Origin of the sequence: Glycocaulis alkaliphilus, from assembly GCF_004000605.1 — a bacterium.
GTDB lineage: Bacteria > Pseudomonadota > Alphaproteobacteria > Caulobacterales > Maricaulaceae > Glycocaulis > Glycocaulis alkaliphilus.
The window spans coordinates 140,831-158,475 of record NZ_CP018911.1; the positions used below are offsets into that span (position 1 = coordinate 140,831).

Below are 17,645 nucleotides of genomic sequence, written 5' to 3' on the forward strand. Positions count from 1 at the left end.
TAGGCCCGCTTCGAGATCGGGGCAATCAGGCGGGGTCAGGTCACTCCGCGATTCCCCAGCCCTCAAGGCAAGGAGCACTCTCCTCATCGGGGGTGGCAGCGCGCACAAAGTTGATTTGCATTTCATCCAGCTCCCAGCACGGCTCGCCTGTCAGCGGCGGTTCGTCCGGGTTGTGGAAGAAGCGGATGGACCAGCGGTGCAGGGCCACCTGACTGGCCACTTCGATGCGCGGCATACGCGCGGCGGCTTCGAGCGCAGGAGGATATATCTCCCCCGACCAGTGGGAGCGCATATACCCGTCACGCAAGCGGCCGAAATCGATCAGGTCCGGTTCCACCAGCCCTTCAGCACGCCGCCTCTCGGCGTTGGCGATCCAGCAATCGATGGCCGCGACATTCCCCCGCATGCCGTCTTCAAACGAGCCGCCATCAACGCCAAACCAGGGCTCGCACGCCACGAGCGGGTCGAGTGCAGATGCACTGCCGTCGCTACCGGCGGGCGCGGGGTTGCCGCATGCCGATATGGCAAGGCAAGCAACGAGGATCGAAAGCCGTCTGTTCACTCTTCAATCCCCCAGCCCTCAAGGCAGGGGGCGGTATCATCATCGGGGATCGCCACCCGGACCAGTTCGAGCTGGATGTCGTTCAGCTCCCAGCACGGGCCATCAGGCAGTAACCGTTCGGCGGGGCCAGAGGCCGTCCGCAGCAGGTGGCCATGATAGGCCACTTCACCGGCCACCGTGTCGCGCGGCAGGCTCCGGGCAGCAGCCAGGGCGCGCTCATCGCGCTCGCCGCTGATCTGCCAGCGGCGGTAGCTGGAGCGCAGCCTCGCGCGGTCTGCGCCATCAAAACCGGGGGAAAGCAGCAAATGCCGCTCTTCTCGGGCTATTTCACAGTTCGTGGCCCCCAGATCGCCAGCAAGCGCTGCATCCATCATGCCGGTCCTGTCCGTCCAGTCTGAGCAGGCGGCATCCAGCCGGTTCGCCACGGCCTGAATATCCGGTGTTCTTTCAGGATCCGGCGCATGGTCACCGCAAGCGGACACCGCCAGACCCAAGATCAGCGCTGGAAGCCATTTTCTCAAACCGTTATCCTCCCCCGAAGACTGCTCCGCTCATGAAACCAGACCCCGCAACCTAGAGGCCATTGGCGCAAAAGCGAAACCAGCTCTCGCCACCGCCACCCCACTGCCCCGCGCGCTTTGCGATGCCTTGCGGCGGCGCTAATCCACACGCCATGACCCTTGCCTCGCTGGCCGCCTTTGGCGGCGCGCTCTTCATCCTGTTCTTCACGCCGGGGCCGGCCAATGCCGCCATGGTCGGGCGCACGATTGATGCAGGGCCGGTGCATGGCTGGCTCTATGGCAGCGGCATCATTACCGGCGATATTGTCTGGCTGACGGTGGCGGTGACGGGGCTGGCCGCGCTGGCAGAGCGGGCCGGGCCCTATGTGTGGATCGGCAAGGCGATTGGCGTGGCGATCCTCTTATGGATGGCGTGGGGCAGTTTGCGCTCCGGCCTGCGGCCAAAACCGCCCGCGCCCGTCACCTCCGGCCTGAAGCGCAGTGCGGGTTATGGCGCGACCTATCTGGCCGGTGTCGCCATGCCGCTGACCAACCCCAAGGCGATCCTCTTCTATCTCGCCTTCCTGCCTGCCTTCTTTGATCTATCGACCGTGCGCATTACCGATTACGCGGTGATGGTGGCGATGATGCTGGCGCTTTTCATGCTCACCACGGCGGTCCATGTGACGCTGGCAGAGCGGGCGCGGGGCTGGCTGGTGGCGAAGGGTGTGAAATCGCGCGCTGACCTTGCCACGGCTTTTGTCATGGCAAGCGTGGCGGTATGGCTCGCTATCAGCTAGAAAAAACCCATGAGCGAGAACACGAATCAGGAATATGGCGCGGACAGCATCAAGGTCCTCAAAGGGCTTGATGCCGTACGCAAGCGTCCGGGCATGTATATCGGGGATACCGATGACGGTTCGGGCCTGCACCACATGGTCTATGAGGTGGTCGACAACGCCATCGACGAGGCGCTGGCGGGCCATTGCACGGAGATACGCGTCACCCTGCACGCGGACGGTTCGGCGAGCGTGCGCGATGACGGGCGCGGCGTGCCGACCGCCATCCACGAGGGCGAGGGTGTCTCGGCCGCGCAGGTCATCATGACCCAGCTCCATGCCGGCGGTAAGTTCGACCAGAATTCCTACAAGGTGTCCGGCGGCCTGCACGGCGTCGGCGTATCGGTGGTCAACGCCCTGTCCGAATGGCTCGACCTGACCATCTGGCGTCATGGCAAGTCGCACCACATGCGCTTTGTGCATGGCGAGCCGAAGGATGGCGAGGATTTGAAAGTCATCGGCGAGGCGCCTAGCCGTGCCAATGGCAAGCCGCTGACCGGCACCGAAGTGCGCTTCCTGCCCTCAGACAAGACGTTCTCCGAGATCGTGTTCGAGCGCGCGCGCCTGCACCACCGCCTTAGGGAGCTCGCCTTCCTCAATTCCGGCGTACGCATTGTCCTGCGCGATGAGCGCGAGGCGGAAGCCTTTGAGGAAGTGCTGCAATATGATGGCGGGGTGGCCGCCTTCGTGAAGCATCTCGACCGCGCCAAATCCCCGATCTTCCCCGAACCGATCGTGATTCTGGGTGATCGCGATGGCGTGACGGTAGAGGCCGCGCTGCAGTGGAATGACAGCTATCACGAGAACATGCTGTGCTTCACCAACAACATCCCCCAGAGGGATGGCGGCACACACCTTGCCGGTTTCCGTGGCGCGCTGACGCGCATCATCAATAATTATGCGGCAAGCTCCGGCCTGGCCTCCAAGGCCAAGGTCGCCATTACCGGCGATGATGCGCGCGAGGGTCTGACCTGCGTCTTGTCGGTGAAGGTGCCGGACCCGAAATTCTCTTCGCAGACCAAGGACAAGCTGGTCAGCTCCGAAGTGCGCCCGGCCGTTGAGGGCGCGGTGTTCGAGCAGCTGTCCGAATGGTTTGAGGAGCACCCGGCCGAGGCCAAGGGCATTGTCTCGAAAATCATCGAGGCCGCCGCCGCCCGCGAAGCGGCGCGCAAGGCGCGCGAGCTGACCCGGCGCAAGAGCGCGCTCGACATCACCTCCCTGCCCGGCAAGCTGGCGGACTGTCAGGAGAAGGACCCGGCCAAATCGGAACTCTTCATCGTCGAGGGTGATTCCGCCGGCGGCTCAGCCAAACAGGGCCGTAACCGCGAAAATCAGGCCGTGCTGCCGCTGCGCGGTAAAATCCTCAATGTGGAGCGCGCGCGCTTTGACAAGATGCTCTCCTCTGACCAGGTCGGCACGCTGATTACCGCCCTTGGCACCGGCATTGGCCGCGACCAGATCGACTATAACAAGCTGCGCTACCACAAGGTCGTCATCATGACGGACGCCGATGTGGACGGCGCGCATATCCGCACGCTCCTCTTGACCTTCTTCTATCGGCAGATGCCGGAGCTGATCGAGCGCGGCCATCTCTATATCGCCCAGCCGCCGCTCTACAAGGTCACGCGCGGGCGCTCCGAACGCTACATGACCGATCAGGCCGAGATGGACGCCTCCCTCATCGAGGAAGGCTCCGCCGAAGCCACGTTGCGCCTTGGCACGGGCGAGACGGTGACGGGAACGGACCTGGCTGAGCGCGTGAAATCTGCACGCGGCGTGGTGCTGGCCACCGCCCGCCTGACCGCACGTGCGCCGGCCTTCGCGCTGGAGGCCGCGGCCCTTGAAGGGGCGCTGAGCCCGGAGGTGACGACCGAACTCGCCGAGAAGGTCGCCGTGCGCCTCAACCGCGCCGCTGACGAGGGCGAAGATGGCTGGATGGGGCTGGTGCCACCTGAAGGCGGTCTGGTGCTCAAACGCGAAGTGCGCGGCGTCACCGAGGCCGTGGTGCTGGACGATACGATCCTGGCCAGCCCTGATGCGCGCCGCCTGTCAGAGCGTGCAGCCGCGATTGCCGAGGATTATGCCGGCCCGCTCCTCTTCACCCGCAAGGGCGAGGAGACCGTGATCCATGGCGCCTGGCAGCTCATGGACACGGTGATCCGCGCCGGGGCCAAGGGTATGAAAATCCAGCGCTATAAGGGTCTGGGCGAGATGAATCCCGGCCAGCTCTGGGAAACCACGCTCGATCCCGATGCGCGGTCCTTGCTGCGCGTCTCGGTCAAGGAGGCCGACACGGCTGACGATCTCTTCGCCAAGCTGATGGGCGATGTGGTGGAACCGCGCCGCGAGTTCATCCAGGAATTCGCCCTCGAAGCCGAGGTGGATGCTTAGGCTTTTCTTGATGGTTAACTGGCCTCTGGAGAATGCATGACGGGCGATCAGCACAATTACCTTGATCGCCTCTTTCAGGCGACCCGCGGCCTACAAATACCCGAATCTCTTGAGGTGCTTGGTCATATCGACAGGTTTAGACACTTCGGAACGAGGGTCCAAATACCGAGTTTCCCCAGCCCACCAAAGTATGAGCTTATGAACTGCCCTTTCGGCTTTCCATGGGCGCGGGACCTAGTGGCAGAATCCATTATAATTAATGGAGACTACTTTAGCCGAGCATCACTATCAGATTACAACATTTTCTCAACCGCGATACGTGCTGCAACAGATTATTGTTTGAGCAGCCCATTTGATTTCGATCAGGTGAGTATCTGGCGGTACATGGGATCACTCTTATATCAGCAAATTCCCGATCAAAGACCTGTGGGATTTGATGATATTATGCTTTTCTATAAAATATATGACCATCCCAAAATTCGTGAATCGTTTAGAGAGGGATTTGATGTCGAATTGGAGTCGTATTTTCAGCATGTTTTTATAATATACTCTTTATTTCAAGATTCAACTTTTATAAAATTGCCTTTAAATTTAAATGAGATTCGACTCAATAAACATACTTTGTATAAAATACTTCAGAAAATATCTATGCCAGTAGAATTGCATAGAGAGTTCAGTAAAGCAAATCGGTTAGCTGGCCACCATAAAAAATTTCACCTATCAAGCTTTGTGAGCAATCCGATTGCTGTGATTGATATAAGTCGGATTGAGCTTTGTTGCCCATTTGTAGGCCACTTGCTTAGACGATTAACTTATGGTGTATATTATGATCTAATAAAATTAGATAGTTTCGCAAACAACGTGGGGTACGCATTTGAGGACTGTGTAGGAAATATAATAAAATTGCTATCACTAAGAAAATGGAATGTATACGCTGAATCGATAAATGGAAAAAAAGAGCCAAAATCTTCTTGTGATTGGATAATTGTTGAAGATGATATAGGGGTGTTTATCGAGTGCAAATTCAAAAGACCTCTGGTAGATACCAAATCAGATCCGTCAAATGAGGGCGCATTTGAAAGGGATTTGTTTCATTATGCAAAATTCTGCGCTCAGGCTATAATGGCAGCAGAGCGTGAACACGCAGGATTATTTGGTAGAGACGTGCCCAAGGGAGCGGTATACATTATTATTGTAACGCCTGAAGATTGGTTGATTCTGAACGGCGTTATCGGTGCTAAAATTCGTAAAATGTGCACTGAAGAACTCCGCAGAAAGGGATCAGATCCGAAGCTGGTTGAAAAGTATTCGATAATCAATATGGGCTGTTCGTCTTTTAGCTTATTTATTCAGGCGGCAGCCCACTTCAGTTTAACCGAAGTTTTAATTAGTCACAGCTCGGACGCGCATTTGAATGACTTTACCCCCGGATTTGTAATGAATAATTATAGCGGGCGTGACGGTTTCCGACCGCAAAAGCTTTGGCGAGAAGATTTTGATAGGCTGATTGACTTGGATCAATTTCGACCAGAGAAAATATAACTCCCCCCGTGAACGGGGAGACACCAGCCCACGTGATCCCCGCCTGCGCGGGAACAACGAAGCAGTAGGCCCTAACCCCCAGCTCCATGAACGCCTCGTACTGGCTCAAATACACCTTGCCGGTGAGGTGATTGAGGAAGCCGGAACGTTTCAGCCGGTCCATGACCGGGCCCTTGACCTCGGAGAGGTGGAAGGAGAGCCCGCCCTCCTTCAGGCGCTGGTTGATCACCTCAAGGCTTTCCAGCGCGCTGGCATCAATCGCGTTCACCGCCGGGCACATCAGCACGAAATGCTTGGCTTCCGGCTGCGCGGCGACCAGTTCCAGCACGCGGTCTTCCAGATAGCGGGCATTGGGAAAATAGAGGCTTTCATCCACGCGCAGGGTGATGAGCGAAGGCGAGGTGATAACCTCGTGGCGGTCAACATTGCGGAAATGCTCGGTGCCTGGAACCAGGCCGACAATGGCCGTATGCGGGCGGCTGGTCTTGTAAAGATGCAGGCCGATGGAGAGCACCACGCCGGTAAGGATGCCCGCTTCCACGCCCACTAGCAGCGTGGCGAGTATGGTGCCGGTCATGGCCGCACCATCGCTTTTTGAATAGCGCCAGGTGCGCCGGATGATCGGGAAGTCAGCCAGCGACAGCACGGCCACGATAATGGTTGCGGCCAGCACGGCGACAGGCAGGTCGGCGAGCCAGGGCGTCAGGAACAGGCTGGCAAGGCCAATCCCGATAGCGGTGAACGCGCCTGCCGCGGGCGTGGCGGCCCCGGCATCGAAATTGACCACCGAGCGGGCAAACCCGCCGGTCACCGGAAAACCGCCGGAGAAACCCGCACCGATATTGGCGGCGCCGAGGCCGATGAGCTCCTGATCAGGATCAATGCGCTGGCGGCGCTTGGCGGCGAGCGTCTGCGCCACCGACACCGACTCCACAAAACCCACCGCAGACAATAGTAGCGCCGGGCCGATGAGGGCGGAGATCAGGGCCGGGTCAAATGATGGGATGGTAAAGGGCGGCAGGCCGGCCGGAATATCACCCACCGTGGCTACGCCCCGCGCGGACAGATCGAATATCTTCACCGCTGCAATGGAGGCCGCGACCGCCAGCAGGGGCGCGGCGCGCCCGATCAGGTTGGCAACAAACTTGGGCAGGCCCAGCCGCCACAGCAGGTCCGGCGCGCCCTTTCTTGCCCAGGCCAGGAAGGCAAGGGCGGGTATCGCTACGGCGAGCGTCCACAGATTGGCCTCGCCAATGGTCGTGACGAGGCTGGCGGCAATCTCCACGCCGGTATGTCCGCCCGCCCCGGTGCCGAGAATATGGCGCATCTGCCCGGCCGCGATGAGCAGGCCCGCTGCGGTTATGAAGCCGGAAATGACCGGGTGGGAGAGAAAATTGGCGATAAAGCCCAGCCGGAACAGACCCATCGCCACCAAGATCACGCCTGAGAGCACGGCGAGGGTAAGCGCGGCGGTGATATAGCCCATACTGCCTTCGTCGGCGACGCGGCCCACGGCCACCGCCGTCATCAGCGAGATCACCGCCACGGGCCCGACGGCGAGCGTCCGGCCCGTCCCGAAGATCGCGTAGAGCACAAGCGGGGCCATGGAGGCATAAAGCCCGGTCTCGGGCGGCATCCCTGCCAGCATGGCATAGGCGAGCGATTGCGGGATCAGCATGATGGTGACGATCACCGCCGCCATCAGGTCGCTGACAAGCGTTTCGCGCCGGTATTCCCGGCCCCAGTCCAGTATGGGCAGATAGCGCGAGAGCTTCACCTCCGCCGCTCCTTACGCGTTGTTGCCATGGCGCGCGGCAAGCGCCGGGGCCAGCGGGGCAAGATCATAGCCAGCGCGCGCGCCAGCCTCGATAAGGCTTGCCGGTTCACTCTTGCGCGCCTGCGAGAGTGCCCACAGACAGGTCGAGCGCGTGCCGGACCGGCAATAGGCCATCACCTTGCCATCTGCGCCCTCAAGCGCGTCAGCAAAGGCGGAGATGGCACTTTCAGGGAACTGTCCGCCTGAAACAGGGATGTGGTGGAAGGCTATGCCCGCTTCCCTCGCGGCTGCCTGCAATTCTGAAAGAGGCGGCTGGCCCGGCTCCTCACCATCGGGGCGGTTGCAGATCACATCGCTAAAGCCCTGCCCGGCGAGATCGCGGATCGCGTCGGCGCTGAGCTGGCCTGCGACCGAAACCTTGGGCGTGAGGGTTTTATGGGGCATGGGAGGGTCCTTGGAAGGGGTGTGGCAAGTAGCGAGGGCATGGTTTCTCCCCCCGCGAGCGGGGGGGAGTGGCCCGAAGGGCCGAGGGGGGGGATTTCACAACAACTCCCCCCTCCGCCTTCTTCGAAGGCACCTCCCCCGTAAACGGGGGAGGAAAGGACGCCTAAAGCGCATCCACCGGGATTTTCAGATAGGTCGTGCCGTTATCCTCCGCTGGCGGCATGTGCCCGGCGCGCATATTCACCTGCACGCTCGGCAGGATCAGGGTCGGCATGGCCAGCGTCGCATCGCGCTCAGTGCGCATCTTCACGAACTCGTCCTCTGAAACACCCTCGTGAACATGGATGTTGGCGCGCTTCTGTTCGCCCACGCTGGTTTCCCATTCAAACGTGTCGCGCCCCGGTGCCTTGTAGTCATGGCACAGGAACATGCGTGTCTCGTCAGGGAGCGCATAGATCTTCTGGATCGAGCGGTAAAGCGTACCGGCATGGCCGCCGGGGAAGTCACAGCGCGCCGTACCATAGTCGGGCATGAACAGCGTATCGCCGACAAAGGCCGCGTCCCCGATGACATAGGTCATGCAGGCGGGTGTATGGCCCGGCGTGTGTATGGCCTGCACATCAATTTTGCCCAGCTTGAATGTATCGCCATCCTCGACCAGCCGGTCGAACTGGGAACCATCGCGCTGGAACTCGGTGCCGGCATTGAAGATCTTGCCGAACACGTCCTGCACGGTGCGGATATAAGAGCCGATGGCGAGCGTGCCGCCCACCTTCTCTTTCAGATAGGGCGCCGCGGAAAGGTGATCGGCATGGACATGGGTCTCCAGAAGCCATTGCACCTCAAAGCCCTGTGCCTTCACATAGGCGATGATGGCATCGGCGCTGTCGCGCGAGGTGCGCCCGGATTTCGGATCATAGTCGAGTACCGAGTCGACAATGGCGGCCTTCTTGGTGGCCGGGTCGGAGACGACATAGCTGACCGTGTTGGTCGGCTCGTCGAAAAACGCTTTCACGTCAGGAATGCCGGTCATTGAGCAAGCTCCTTCTTCGGGGTTTGGGGCGCATCGGCAACCGGGGCGAACGCGTCACACAGGGCGCGCATCACGGCGAGGATGCGGGGGTCTTTGAGGGAATAGAATATCTGTTTGGACTGACGGCGCGTGGAGACGATGCCTTCGGCGCGCAGCCGTGCCAGATCACGCGATAGATTGGGCTGGGCAACGCCGGTACGCGCCTCGATCTCGGATACGGAGAGCTCGCCATCGGCCAGCTCGCACGTCACCAGCAGCCGGTTGGGGTGGGAGAGCAGCTTTAACAGCCCTGCCACTTCATCGGCGCGGTTGCGTACCATCTCCAGATCAAGACCTGCCTGCATGGCCCGGCTCCCTATCCATGCCCCTGTCAGAGAAAAACATCACGCCGGGGCTTGCGTTGTCATCACATATATATCATTTTCGATAAATGACAAGTGTGGAGTGGTGACATCTCGCCTCCCCAACAAAAGGACGACAGGAAAAATGGACGCACCTACCGCCTTCACCCCGTTTTCGGCATTGCTGGGCGGGGTTCTGATCGGCCTGTCCGCGGTGATGCTGATGGCGCTCAATGGCCGCATCGCCGGTATTGCAGGCATAGTCGGCGGGCTGCTAGGCCCGGCACCGTTCAATGGCCTGGACCGTTTCTGGCGGCTGGCTTTCGTCGCGGGCCTTGTTGCCGCGCCTGCCCTCTGGTTTGCGGTGACGGGTGCAATGCCTCAGGTCAGTGTCACTGATAGCTGGCCGCTTCTGATTGTCGCCGGGCTGATCGTGGGCGTGGGCACGCAGATCGGTTCAGGCTGCACCTCTGGCCACGGCGTATGCGGGCTGGCCCGGCTGTCACCGCGATCACTGGTAGCGACCGGCGTCTTCATGGCCGCGGCGCTGCTCACCGTCTTTGTCACCAGACATCTTGTATAGGACCAGACCGATGAAAGCTGTTCTTTCTGCCCTGGGTGCCGGTCTTGTTTTCGGGCTGGGCCTTATCGTGTCAGGCATGGTCAATCCGGCCAAGGTGCTGAACTTTCTGGATATAGCGGGCCAGTGGGATCCGAGCCTCGCTTTCGTGATGGCGGGCGCCGCCGGCACCGTCTTTATCGGCTACCGCTTCGTCCTCAAACGGCCGGCCCCGCTCTTTGCCGAGCGCTTCAACGTCCCGACGGCGACGAAGCTGGATGCGCGCCTTATCGGCGGCGCAGCCATGTTCGGCGTGGGCTGGGGGTTGGTGGGCTTCTGCCCCGGACCGGCTTTGACCGCTCTCGGCACGGGCGCGCTGCCAGCACTGCTGTTTACTGCGGCCATGCTGGCGGGAATGGCAGGCTGGCGCTGGCTGGTGCGCGATTAAGCACAACCCCCTCTCGCCCTTCCTCGCGGCGCACGCTAGGCTTCCTTTTGAAAGCCAGCTGTGCCCTGTGAGGACGTCATGCCGCTTGCCCTGATCCTGCTGATCAATTTTGTGGTGATTGCCGCCGTGTTTGCGGGGCTGTGGCTGTGGAGCCGCAAGATCAAGGACCCGAGCTTTGTCGATGCTTTCTGGGCATTCGGCATGGTCATACTGGCGCTGACGACCTTCATCATGGCCGGTGATGGCTGGCTGGAGCGCAAGCTGGTGCTGGCAGGCCTGACCATTGCCTGGGGCATGCGCCTCGGCCTCCACCTCTTCCACCGCTGGGGCCGTGAAGGGCCGGACCGGCGCTACCAGGCCCTCATTGGCCGGCTGCAGGACAAGCGTGGCTGGGATTATGACAAGGCGACGGGCCTCGCCGTGTTCGGGCCGCAGGCCATATTGCTGTTCGTTGTCTGCCTGCCTGTGCAGCTCGGCCAGATCAGCGCCGAGCCGGTAGGGTTTGGCATTATCGCCCTTCTGGGCTTTGCGCTGGCGGTCTTTGGCATCGCCTATGAGGCCATTGCCGACTGGCAGCTTTCGGTCTTCAAGGAAAACCCCGCCAACAAGGGCAAGGTTATGGATCAGGGCCTGTGGGCCTGGTCGCGCCACCCCAATTATTTTGGCGAGATGTGCGCCTGGTGGGGTATCTGGCTGATTGCGGCGGAATCGGCGCTCGGCTTCTGGTCATTCATCGGCCCGGCCTTCCTGACCTTCACCCTCTTGCGCTGGTCAGGCGTGCCGCTGCTGGAGAAGGGCATGAAGACCTCGCGTCCGGGCTATGCGGACTATGCAGCCCGCACCAGCGCCGTCTTCCCCTGGCCGCCAAAGGCGCGCGCCAGCGACGAGCCGGTGATCGATGATGAGGATGATACCACGGAATACGACAGCGCGGTCTGACGCCCCGGTGTCAGTGTCCCTGGCGCCTGCTTTCGCCGTCCGCATCGCTCAGGTCCGGCGCGCGTATGGCCAGCGCAGCCGCAATAATGTCCGCCCCGGCGCGCATTTCCTCGACGATCTCCGCGTCCGGCGTGACGGTGCGGGTCACTTCCGCGCGCACGCTGACAGGACAGATCATCCAGCCTGCACAGACCAGTATTGCCGCTACCAGACCGAAGACGATGCGCATGGTTGCCTCCCCAGACCCCATTCACCGGGAAGGCTAACATTACTTCGCCGTAATGTTGAAGCAGAAAATGAGCGGTCAGGCCGCTTCGCGTCCCAGGCCGTCCAGCAATTTGGGCTCGGCGCTCTGGCGCTCCAGCCCCTCCACCGCTTTGAGCAGCAGTTTCAGGCTTTCCTGCAAGCCATTGGCGATGACGGCGGCGGACGCATCATTGCGCGTCAGGGCCAGCTCCAGCCGGTCGGCATCGGGCAGGCGCGCGGTTGCAAGGTCAATCCGCTCGGCGGCCCCTTCAACCCGGCCTGCCGCTTCTGAAATGCCTGATTCCAGTCTTTGCGCGAGCGTATCCAGCTCCGACCGGAAACTGCCCAGCGCGTCCTTGACGTCCACGCCCTGCAGGCTGGTGGCAATCTCGCGCATATCAGCCCGGAAGGCCGCAAGCTCCTCTTGCAGAGTGCCTGTGCTTTCAGGCGCGCCGGGGGGATCGGTTTCGGCGCTGGCCGCTTGCGTCTCTGCAGTGTCCTGCGCAAGGGCGGGGACATAGGCTTCGCCTTCGTCCTCGTTCTCCACCGGGATCTCCACCAGCACGGCCTGCCCGCGCAAATGCGACGGCCCGGTACCGAAAAGCGTTGTCTCCAGCTCTGCGCGCACCTTTTCCATCTCGGCCATTTTCTGGGAGGCCGAAACCAGCATCCAGCGCAGCGCGGCGGTGCGGGTGGCGCGGGTCGATCTGGCATCAAACCGCGTCAGGTATAGCCGGACAAAGCTGTCGATATGCTCGGCCAGCGCGGTGTCCTTTGCAGGATCGCGATTGGGCGGCAGGGACAGCCGCAAGGCATAGGCATGCTCGCCGGCGCGGGGCTCGATACGGTCACGGCTGGTAATCAGCATGGCGGGAATCCTTCCGGCTTGCCCGCCATCTCGCGCTGATTGCGTTTATGACACGTTAACCTTTCAGCGCTGGCACTGGTTTTGGCGCGCGGATACCAAAGAACAGAGCGTAGAGCACAGGCGCTGCCACCAGGGTCAGCACCGTGGCAAAGGCCAGCCCGCCAATGATCGTGACCGCCATGCCCTGGAAGAAGGCGTCGGCAATCAGCGGCATCATGCCCAAAATAGTCGTCGCCGAGGCGAGGAAGACCGGGCGCAGGCGGCTCACCGAGCCTTCGCGCACCGCCTCGAACGGATCAATGCCGGCGGCCACGCGCTGATCGAGCTCGTCCACCAGCACGATGGCGTTCTTGATCAGCATGCCAGAGAGCGACAGGAAGCCCAGAAGCGCCGTGAAGGAGAAGGCGATATTGGTGACGAGAAGCCCGGCCGTGACCCCGCAAATGCTCATCGGCACAATAGCCCAGATGATGAGCGGCTGGCGCACCTTCTGGAACAGGAGGAAGCTGACGACCAGCATGACGATGAGGCTCAGCGGGAGCACCTGACCCAGCGACTCGTTCGCCTCCTGATTGGCTTCGATCTCCCCGCCCCATTCGACCGAATAGCCGCGTGGCAGATCGATCGAATTGATCACGCCGGAAAAGCGCGGAAAGGCTGAAGCAGCCGTTTCGCCTTCGGGCGGATTGGCCTGCACGGTCAGCGTGCGCACCCGGTCGCGCCGCCGGATCAGCGTGTCGCGGGCCACCAGTTCGAAGCGCTCCACTGCCTGCGTGATCGGCACATAGGTGTTCTGGGACGGACTCCAGATCAGCCGGTCTTCAAGGGCGGAGGGGTTCTCCCGCTCGGTCAGCGGTGCCCGGGCAATGATCGGGATCAGAAGATCGCCCTCCCGGTAGAGGCCGACACGCGTGCCTTCCGTGGCAAAATGCAAGGCTTCGCCAATATCCTCTCGCGTCACGCCCGTCGTGCGCGCGCGCTCAGCGGAGATGACAGGCTCCAGCATCAGTTCACGGTTGCGCCAGGTATGGCGCATATCGGTAAGCGTTCCGGTGTCGGCGAGCCGGGCAACCGCCTCCTCGCCCAGTGCCCTCAGCACGTCGGCGTCAGGCCCGGAGAAACGGACTTCCAGACGGGCCCCTGCCGGCGGTCCGAACACGATACGTTCCCCGCGTACATCGGCCTCGGGTAATGTCTCGCGCACATGATTGACGATGCGTTCCGACAGGGCCGGTATCACGTCGGTGGAGTGGGCCCGCACCACCAGCTGGCCATAGGCGGTATTGGGCTGTTCGGAAGAATAGGTCAGCATGAAGCGCGTGCCGCCGCGTCCGACGAATGTGGTCACGCCGTCGGTTTCCGGCTGCACAAGCGCAAATCCGGCGGCCTCACGTACGGCCCGGTCAGTTGCAAGAATGTCCGTGCCCTGAGGAAGTTCGATATTGATGTAGAAGAGCGGGGTGTCGGAGTCCGGGAAGAAGGCAGCCCGTACGAAGCCGAAGCCCCAGAAGCTGGCCACCGTGATGGCGACAAGCGCTATCACGGTCAGCCAGCGGCGGCGCAGCGCCCCGGTGAGAATGGCCCGGTAGGCTGAATAGGTCCGCCCGCCATAGGGGTTGGGCTTGGATCCGCGCTCGGACTTGAACAGCGTATAGGCGATCATCGGTGAGACGGTGATGGCGAGAAGCCAGGACAGTCCCAGCGATATGCCGATCACCGCGAACATGGAGAACATGAACTCGCCGGTGGAGTCCTGTGACAGGCCCATGCCCGAAAACGCCATGATGCCGATAATGGTCGCGCCCAGAAGCGGAAATTGCGTGGTCTTCACCGCGCGCTCTGCGGCGATCTGGCGGCGCACCCCGCGCTGCACATCAACCTGCATGCTCTCGGTCACGACAATCGCATTGTCGACCAGCATGCCCATCGCGATGATGAGCGCGCCCAGCGAGATGCGCTGCATGGTGATGTCGAACACTGACATGAAGAACAGCGTGCCAAGTACGGTCAGGAGCAGGGTGGCCCCCACCGTCACCCCGGCGCGCCAACCCATGAACACGCACAGCATCACGATCACGATGCCCAGCGACATGGCCAGATTGACCAGAAAGCCGCTAATGGCTTCGTTGACCACCACATGCTGCTCGTAGATCGGGGTGAGCTCGACGCCGACGGGCAGGTCAGCCTCGAGCTGACGCAGGCGCTCTTCAACCCGGTGGCCGACATCCACGATATTGGCGTCGGGCAGGGCGGCAATACCCAGCGTGAATACGCGTTCGCCATTATGGTAGGCGTAGAAGCTTTCCCGTTCCAGCGGCGCGCGCGTAACGGTCGCGATGTCCGACAGGCGCAGCACGCTGCCAGCAGCGCGCGGATTGATCAGAGTGTTCTCCAGCGCTTCAACCCCGTCGACCCGCTGGGGTACCGTCACGCGCAGCAGGCGGTCGCCTGCGGGCGTCTCGCCGGCCTGTACCACGGCATTTTCGTTACTCACGGCCTGCAAGACAGCGTCAAAGGGCAGGCCCAGCCGGGCGAGCTGCTCCTGGGCAATCTCGATATAGATGCGTTCTTCGGGCAGGCCGGCGGCCTCGACGCGCGAGACGCCGCGCACCACCAGCAGTTCGCGGCGCAGATTGCGTGCCATGTCCCGGATCTCCCGGTCCGAATAGCCCGGTGCCGTTACGGCATACAAAATGCCGTACACATCGGCGAAATCGTCAATGACTTGCGGGTCGGCCACGCCCGGCGGCAGGCCTGCCGATGCGTCGCGGACACGCTTTCTCAGCTCGTCCCAGACCTGCGGCAGTTGATGGCCGAGAATGTTGTCGCGGATGGAGACCTGGATCTCCGACATGCCCGGCATGGACTTCGAGGTGACACGGTCGAGCTGACCCATCTGCTGGATGGCCGCTTCGAGAAGCTCGGTCACCTCGGCCTCCACCTCCTCGGCGGTGGCGCCGGGATAGGCGGTGAAGATGATGGCTTCCTTGATGGTGAAGTCAGGGTCTTCCAGCTGGCCGACCGTGTTGAAGCCCCACAGGCCGCCAAGCAGGCAGGCCAGGATAATCAGCCAGCTGATGACAGGCTTTTCAATGGAGATACGTGCCAGATTGAACGCATCATCGATACGCGCCGGCTCTTCCGGCGCGGGCTTTGCAGTGTCCGTCATGGTGTTGATCCTGCCGGGTTACAGACTAGCGCGCAGCGCCATTTTGGGCGACGGCCCCTGAGGGCGCCATGGGGCGTACACGCATGCCTTCGCTTAGCGCGCTGACGCCCGCGGTGACGATTTGCTCGCCTGCCTGTACCCCGTCCAGCACCAGCACCGAGCCGCCTTCGACGCCGCGCGTGCGTACCGGCCGGGCACTGACCGAGCTGGTGTGCGGATCGAACACCCAGACCTGGAAACCGCCATCTGGCAGAGCCGCCAGCGCGGTCACCGGAATGCGCACCGCATCACCGCCGGGCAGGGATTCCTGATCGAGCTGAACACGCACATTCACCGTCATGCCGGGCAATATGTTGCCGGGCAGGTCTGCCGGCAGCGCGAACATCACCTTGTAGGTTTGCGAAGCGGTGTCTGGCTCCGCGATCAGCTCGCGGAACTCCAGAGGAAACTCGCGGTCGGCCATGAACGGGAAACGGGCCGAGATCGTGTAGCTGTCCGGCCGTTCGAGTGTCGCGATCAGGCTTTCGGGCACGGCAATCGCGACCCGCAGCTCAGACAGGTCCTGCAGGCGGGCGACCGGCTGGCCGACGTTCAGCGTGGTGAAATTATCAACCAGCCTGCGGCTCATCAGCCCGGTAAACGGGGCTTCAATAGTCGCGTAGGAAAGGTTCTGACGCATCGTATCAAGCGCCACCGAGCGCAGCTCGAACGCGGTGCGGGCATCTTCCAGCGCCGCGTCGGAGGCGATGCCGCGCTCATGCAGTGTCTGCTGGCGGTCAAGATTCGTGCGTGCCTGCTGCAGCTGGACGCGCGCCTCGCGCAAGGCTCGCTCGTAATCCTGGTCTTCCAGCCGGGCGATCAGCGTGCCTTCTTGCACCATCTGGCCTTCGGGAATGGCAAATTCGGCCAGCCGGCCGGAAACCTGAAAGGCAAGATCCACACTATAGCGGGCCTCTACGCGGCCGACGAATTCCCGCCGGGCAAGGCCGGTGGGCGCCGCAACCGTTTCGATACGCGCGGTGCGCAGCGTTTCTTCAGGGGTGGCTGCCACATCAGAGCACGCCGCCAGCAGGGCAGCGGAAAGGAGGGCGGCAGCGGGGAGGAGATAGCGCGTCATCATGACTTGGGCTCCGAAATGAGATCGACCAGCCGGGCCTCTACGCGGGCCCGTTCTTCAGGGGTTAGAAAGTCCAGACCGAGCATGTCGGCAAAATGCAGCCCGTCGACAGCAAGGAAGACGACGCGGGCCAGATCGGGGTCGGCGGCGCTTGCCAGCAGATCAACGCGCATCTGCGTCAGCAGCCCCCGCACTGGGTCCAGCAACTCAGGATGTTCAGCGGCAGCCGCCATCAGACCCATCATGAATTTCTGGCTGTGGGGCTCTTTCTCGCAGGCCGTGCGGATCAGTGCCGAAAGCTCTGACTGTCCCTGCTCGCGCGCATCCTTGCGGGCGAGTTCCACATCGCAATGCACGGCGTCGACGATACGCGCCACCATGCCCTTGATGAGGTCCAGCTTGGACGGGAAATTGTACAGTACGCCGCCTTTGGAAAACCCGCTCTCGCGCACGACCGCATCAATGGTCAGCCGGCCAGCGCCTTCGCGTTCTACAACGCGCTCGGCGGCGTCAAGAATGACGTCGCGGGCAGAGGCACGGGCTTCCTTGGCGGCAGTTTTCGGCATGATGTGTACTCACAAGCACCTGGCGGCTGGGTCCGTCCAGACGGTATGCTGCAGTGCAACGAGGCCGGGGGAGCTAATTGTGCAGCGCATCTATACCGTCTGGACGGTTTTGATGAAATAGCGCGTTCACTGCCGCCGTGCAAGAGGTGGCCGTAAAAATTCTTTCTGGCTCCGGCCGGGCCACCAAATGTGACGTTTCAATGAAGATTCAGCGCCGAGGGCCGCCGGGTAGGCGCTTTTCTTTGCGCGGGTGAAAGAAACGGGATAAGGCGCGCGCTGAACAGGTTTGGTCCCGCAAAGGCTC

General features: G+C 61.8%; 16 protein-coding genes. 5 read left to right on the plus strand and 11 right to left on the minus strand.

Features of this window, described 5'->3' with window-relative positions; translation table 11 throughout:
• Positions 1-40: 40 nt before the first annotated feature.
• Positions 41-562 (minus strand): hypothetical protein, encoded by a 522-nt coding sequence (locus X907_RS00715; protein WP_127565156.1) that lies wholly within the window; start codon positions 560-562, stop codon positions 41-43.
• On the minus strand, positions 559-1,083 hold the full coding sequence (locus X907_RS00720) for a hypothetical protein (RefSeq protein WP_127565157.1): 525 nt from the start codon (positions 1,081-1,083) through the stop codon (positions 559-561). The genes X907_RS00715 and X907_RS00720 overlap by 4 nt, the downstream gene beginning before the upstream one ends.
• A 152-nt stretch (positions 1,084-1,235) precedes the next feature.
• On the opposite strand from X907_RS00720, the gene X907_RS00725 reads away from it, so the two are divergent.
• Entirely contained in the window at positions 1,236-1,862 is a 627-nt protein-coding gene (locus X907_RS00725) for a LysE family translocator (RefSeq protein WP_127565158.1), read from the plus strand.
• A gap of 9 nt (positions 1,863-1,871) precedes the next feature.
• Positions 1,872-4,292 (plus strand): DNA topoisomerase (ATP-hydrolyzing) subunit B, encoded by a 2,421-nt coding sequence (gene gyrB / locus X907_RS00730; RefSeq protein ID WP_127565159.1) that lies wholly within the window; start codon positions 1,872-1,874, stop codon positions 4,290-4,292.
• Between the two features lie 1,420 nt (positions 4,293-5,712).
• On the opposite strand, the gene X907_RS00735 is transcribed toward gyrB, so the two are convergent.
• From X907_RS00735 to X907_RS00750, 4 genes are all read right to left on the minus strand, one after another.
• Entirely contained in the window at positions 5,713-7,611 is a 1,899-nt protein-coding gene (locus tag X907_RS00735; protein WP_127565160.1) for a SulP family inorganic anion transporter, read from the minus strand.
• Positions 7,612-7,623: 12 nt separating this feature from the next.
• Positions 7,624-8,055: a protein tyrosine phosphatase family protein gene (locus X907_RS00740; protein ID WP_127565161.1), complete on the minus strand. Its 432-nt coding sequence runs from the start codon at positions 8,053-8,055 to the stop codon at positions 7,624-7,626.
• A 163-nt stretch (positions 8,056-8,218) separates the two neighbouring features.
• The gene (locus X907_RS00745; protein ID WP_127565162.1) at positions 8,219-9,088 is read right to left on the minus strand and encodes an MBL fold metallo-hydrolase; all 870 of its coding nucleotides are present in this window, start codon (positions 9,086-9,088) and stop codon (positions 8,219-8,221) included.
• Positions 9,085-9,432 (minus strand): ArsR/SmtB family transcription factor, encoded by a 348-nt coding sequence (locus X907_RS00750; RefSeq protein ID WP_127565163.1) that lies wholly within the window; start codon positions 9,430-9,432, stop codon positions 9,085-9,087. Before X907_RS00750 ends, X907_RS00745 begins: the two co-directional genes overlap by 4 nt.
• 142 nt (positions 9,433-9,574) lie before the next feature.
• On the opposite strand from X907_RS00750, the gene X907_RS00755 reads away from it, so the two are divergent.
• The 3 genes from X907_RS00755 (at position 9,575) to X907_RS00765 (ending at position 11,375) form a co-directional block, all read left to right on the plus strand.
• Complete coding sequence (locus tag X907_RS00755) at positions 9,575-10,012, plus strand: YeeE/YedE family protein (RefSeq protein ID WP_127565164.1); 438 nt, start codon at positions 9,575-9,577, stop codon at positions 10,010-10,012.
• A 10-nt stretch (positions 10,013-10,022) separates the two neighbouring features.
• Complete coding sequence (locus X907_RS00760) at positions 10,023-10,436, plus strand: DUF6691 family protein (RefSeq protein WP_127565165.1); 414 nt, start codon at positions 10,023-10,025, stop codon at positions 10,434-10,436.
• Between the two features lie 78 nt (positions 10,437-10,514).
• Positions 10,515-11,375 (plus strand): DUF1295 domain-containing protein, encoded by an 861-nt coding sequence (locus X907_RS00765; protein WP_127565166.1) that lies wholly within the window; start codon positions 10,515-10,517, stop codon positions 11,373-11,375.
• A 10-nt stretch (positions 11,376-11,385) separates the two neighbouring features.
• Here the strand turns inward: X907_RS00765 and X907_RS00770 are convergent, their stop codons facing one another.
• From X907_RS00770 to X907_RS00790, 5 genes are all read right to left on the minus strand, one after another.
• The gene (locus X907_RS00770; RefSeq protein WP_127565167.1) at positions 11,386-11,604 is read right to left on the minus strand and encodes a hypothetical protein; all 219 of its coding nucleotides are present in this window, start codon (positions 11,602-11,604) and stop codon (positions 11,386-11,388) included.
• A gap of 75 nt (positions 11,605-11,679) precedes the next feature.
• Positions 11,680-12,489 carry a hypothetical protein gene (locus X907_RS00775; RefSeq protein WP_127565168.1) on the minus strand — a complete coding sequence of 270 codons (810 nt, stop codon included), beginning with the start codon at positions 12,487-12,489 and terminating at the stop codon, positions 11,680-11,682.
• Between the two features lie 55 nt (positions 12,490-12,544).
• The gene (locus X907_RS00780; RefSeq protein WP_127565169.1) at positions 12,545-15,658 is read right to left on the minus strand and encodes an efflux RND transporter permease subunit; all 3,114 of its coding nucleotides are present in this window, start codon (positions 15,656-15,658) and stop codon (positions 12,545-12,547) included.
• Between the two features lie 25 nt (positions 15,659-15,683).
• The gene (locus X907_RS00785; protein ID WP_127565170.1) at positions 15,684-16,778 is read right to left on the minus strand and encodes an efflux RND transporter periplasmic adaptor subunit; all 1,095 of its coding nucleotides are present in this window, start codon (positions 16,776-16,778) and stop codon (positions 15,684-15,686) included.
• Entirely contained in the window at positions 16,775-17,341 is a 567-nt protein-coding gene (locus X907_RS00790; protein ID WP_127565171.1) for a TetR/AcrR family transcriptional regulator, read from the minus strand. The genes X907_RS00785 and X907_RS00790 overlap by 4 nt, the downstream gene beginning before the upstream one ends.
• Between the last annotated feature and the right edge of the window lie 304 nt (positions 17,342-17,645).

What these genes read in the sequence shown, in the direction of transcription:
- X907_RS00725 (WP_127565158.1), top strand. Translation starts at nt 1,236, where the DNA reads ATGACCCTTGCCTCGCTGGCCGCCTTTGGCGGCGCGCTCTTCATCCTG.
- X907_RS00750 (WP_127565163.1), bottom strand. Translation starts at nt 9,432, where the DNA reads ATGCAGGCAGGTCTTGATCTGGAGATGGTACGCAACCGCGCCGATGAA.
- X907_RS00775 (WP_127565168.1), bottom strand. Translation starts at nt 12,489, where the DNA reads ATGCTGATTACCAGCCGTGACCGTATCGAGCCCCGCGCCGGCGAGCAT.
- X907_RS00790 (WP_127565171.1), bottom strand. Translation starts at nt 17,341, where the DNA reads ATGCCGAAAACTGCCGCCAAGGAAGCCCGTGCCTCTGCCCGCGACGTC.
- X907_RS00785 (WP_127565170.1), bottom strand. Translation starts at nt 16,778, where the DNA reads ATGATGACGCGCTATCTCCTCCCCGCTGCCGCCCTCCTTTCCGCTGCC.
- X907_RS00760 (WP_127565165.1), top strand. Translation starts at nt 10,023, where the DNA reads ATGAAAGCTGTTCTTTCTGCCCTGGGTGCCGGTCTTGTTTTCGGGCTG.
- X907_RS00770 (WP_127565167.1), bottom strand. Translation starts at nt 11,604, where the DNA reads ATGCGCATCGTCTTCGGTCTGGTAGCGGCAATACTGGTCTGTGCAGGC.
- X907_RS00780 (WP_127565169.1), bottom strand. Translation starts at nt 15,658, where the DNA reads ATGACGGACACTGCAAAGCCCGCGCCGGAAGAGCCGGCGCGTATCGAT.
- X907_RS00740 (WP_127565161.1), bottom strand. Translation starts at nt 8,055, where the DNA reads ATGCCCCATAAAACCCTCACGCCCAAGGTTTCGGTCGCAGGCCAGCTC.
- X907_RS00755 (WP_127565164.1), top strand. Translation starts at nt 9,575, where the DNA reads ATGGACGCACCTACCGCCTTCACCCCGTTTTCGGCATTGCTGGGCGGG.
- gyrB (WP_127565159.1), top strand. Translation starts at nt 1,872, where the DNA reads ATGAGCGAGAACACGAATCAGGAATATGGCGCGGACAGCATCAAGGTC.
- X907_RS00765 (WP_127565166.1), top strand. Translation starts at nt 10,515, where the DNA reads ATGCCGCTTGCCCTGATCCTGCTGATCAATTTTGTGGTGATTGCCGCC.
- X907_RS00745 (WP_127565162.1), bottom strand. Translation starts at nt 9,088, where the DNA reads ATGACCGGCATTCCTGACGTGAAAGCGTTTTTCGACGAGCCGACCAAC.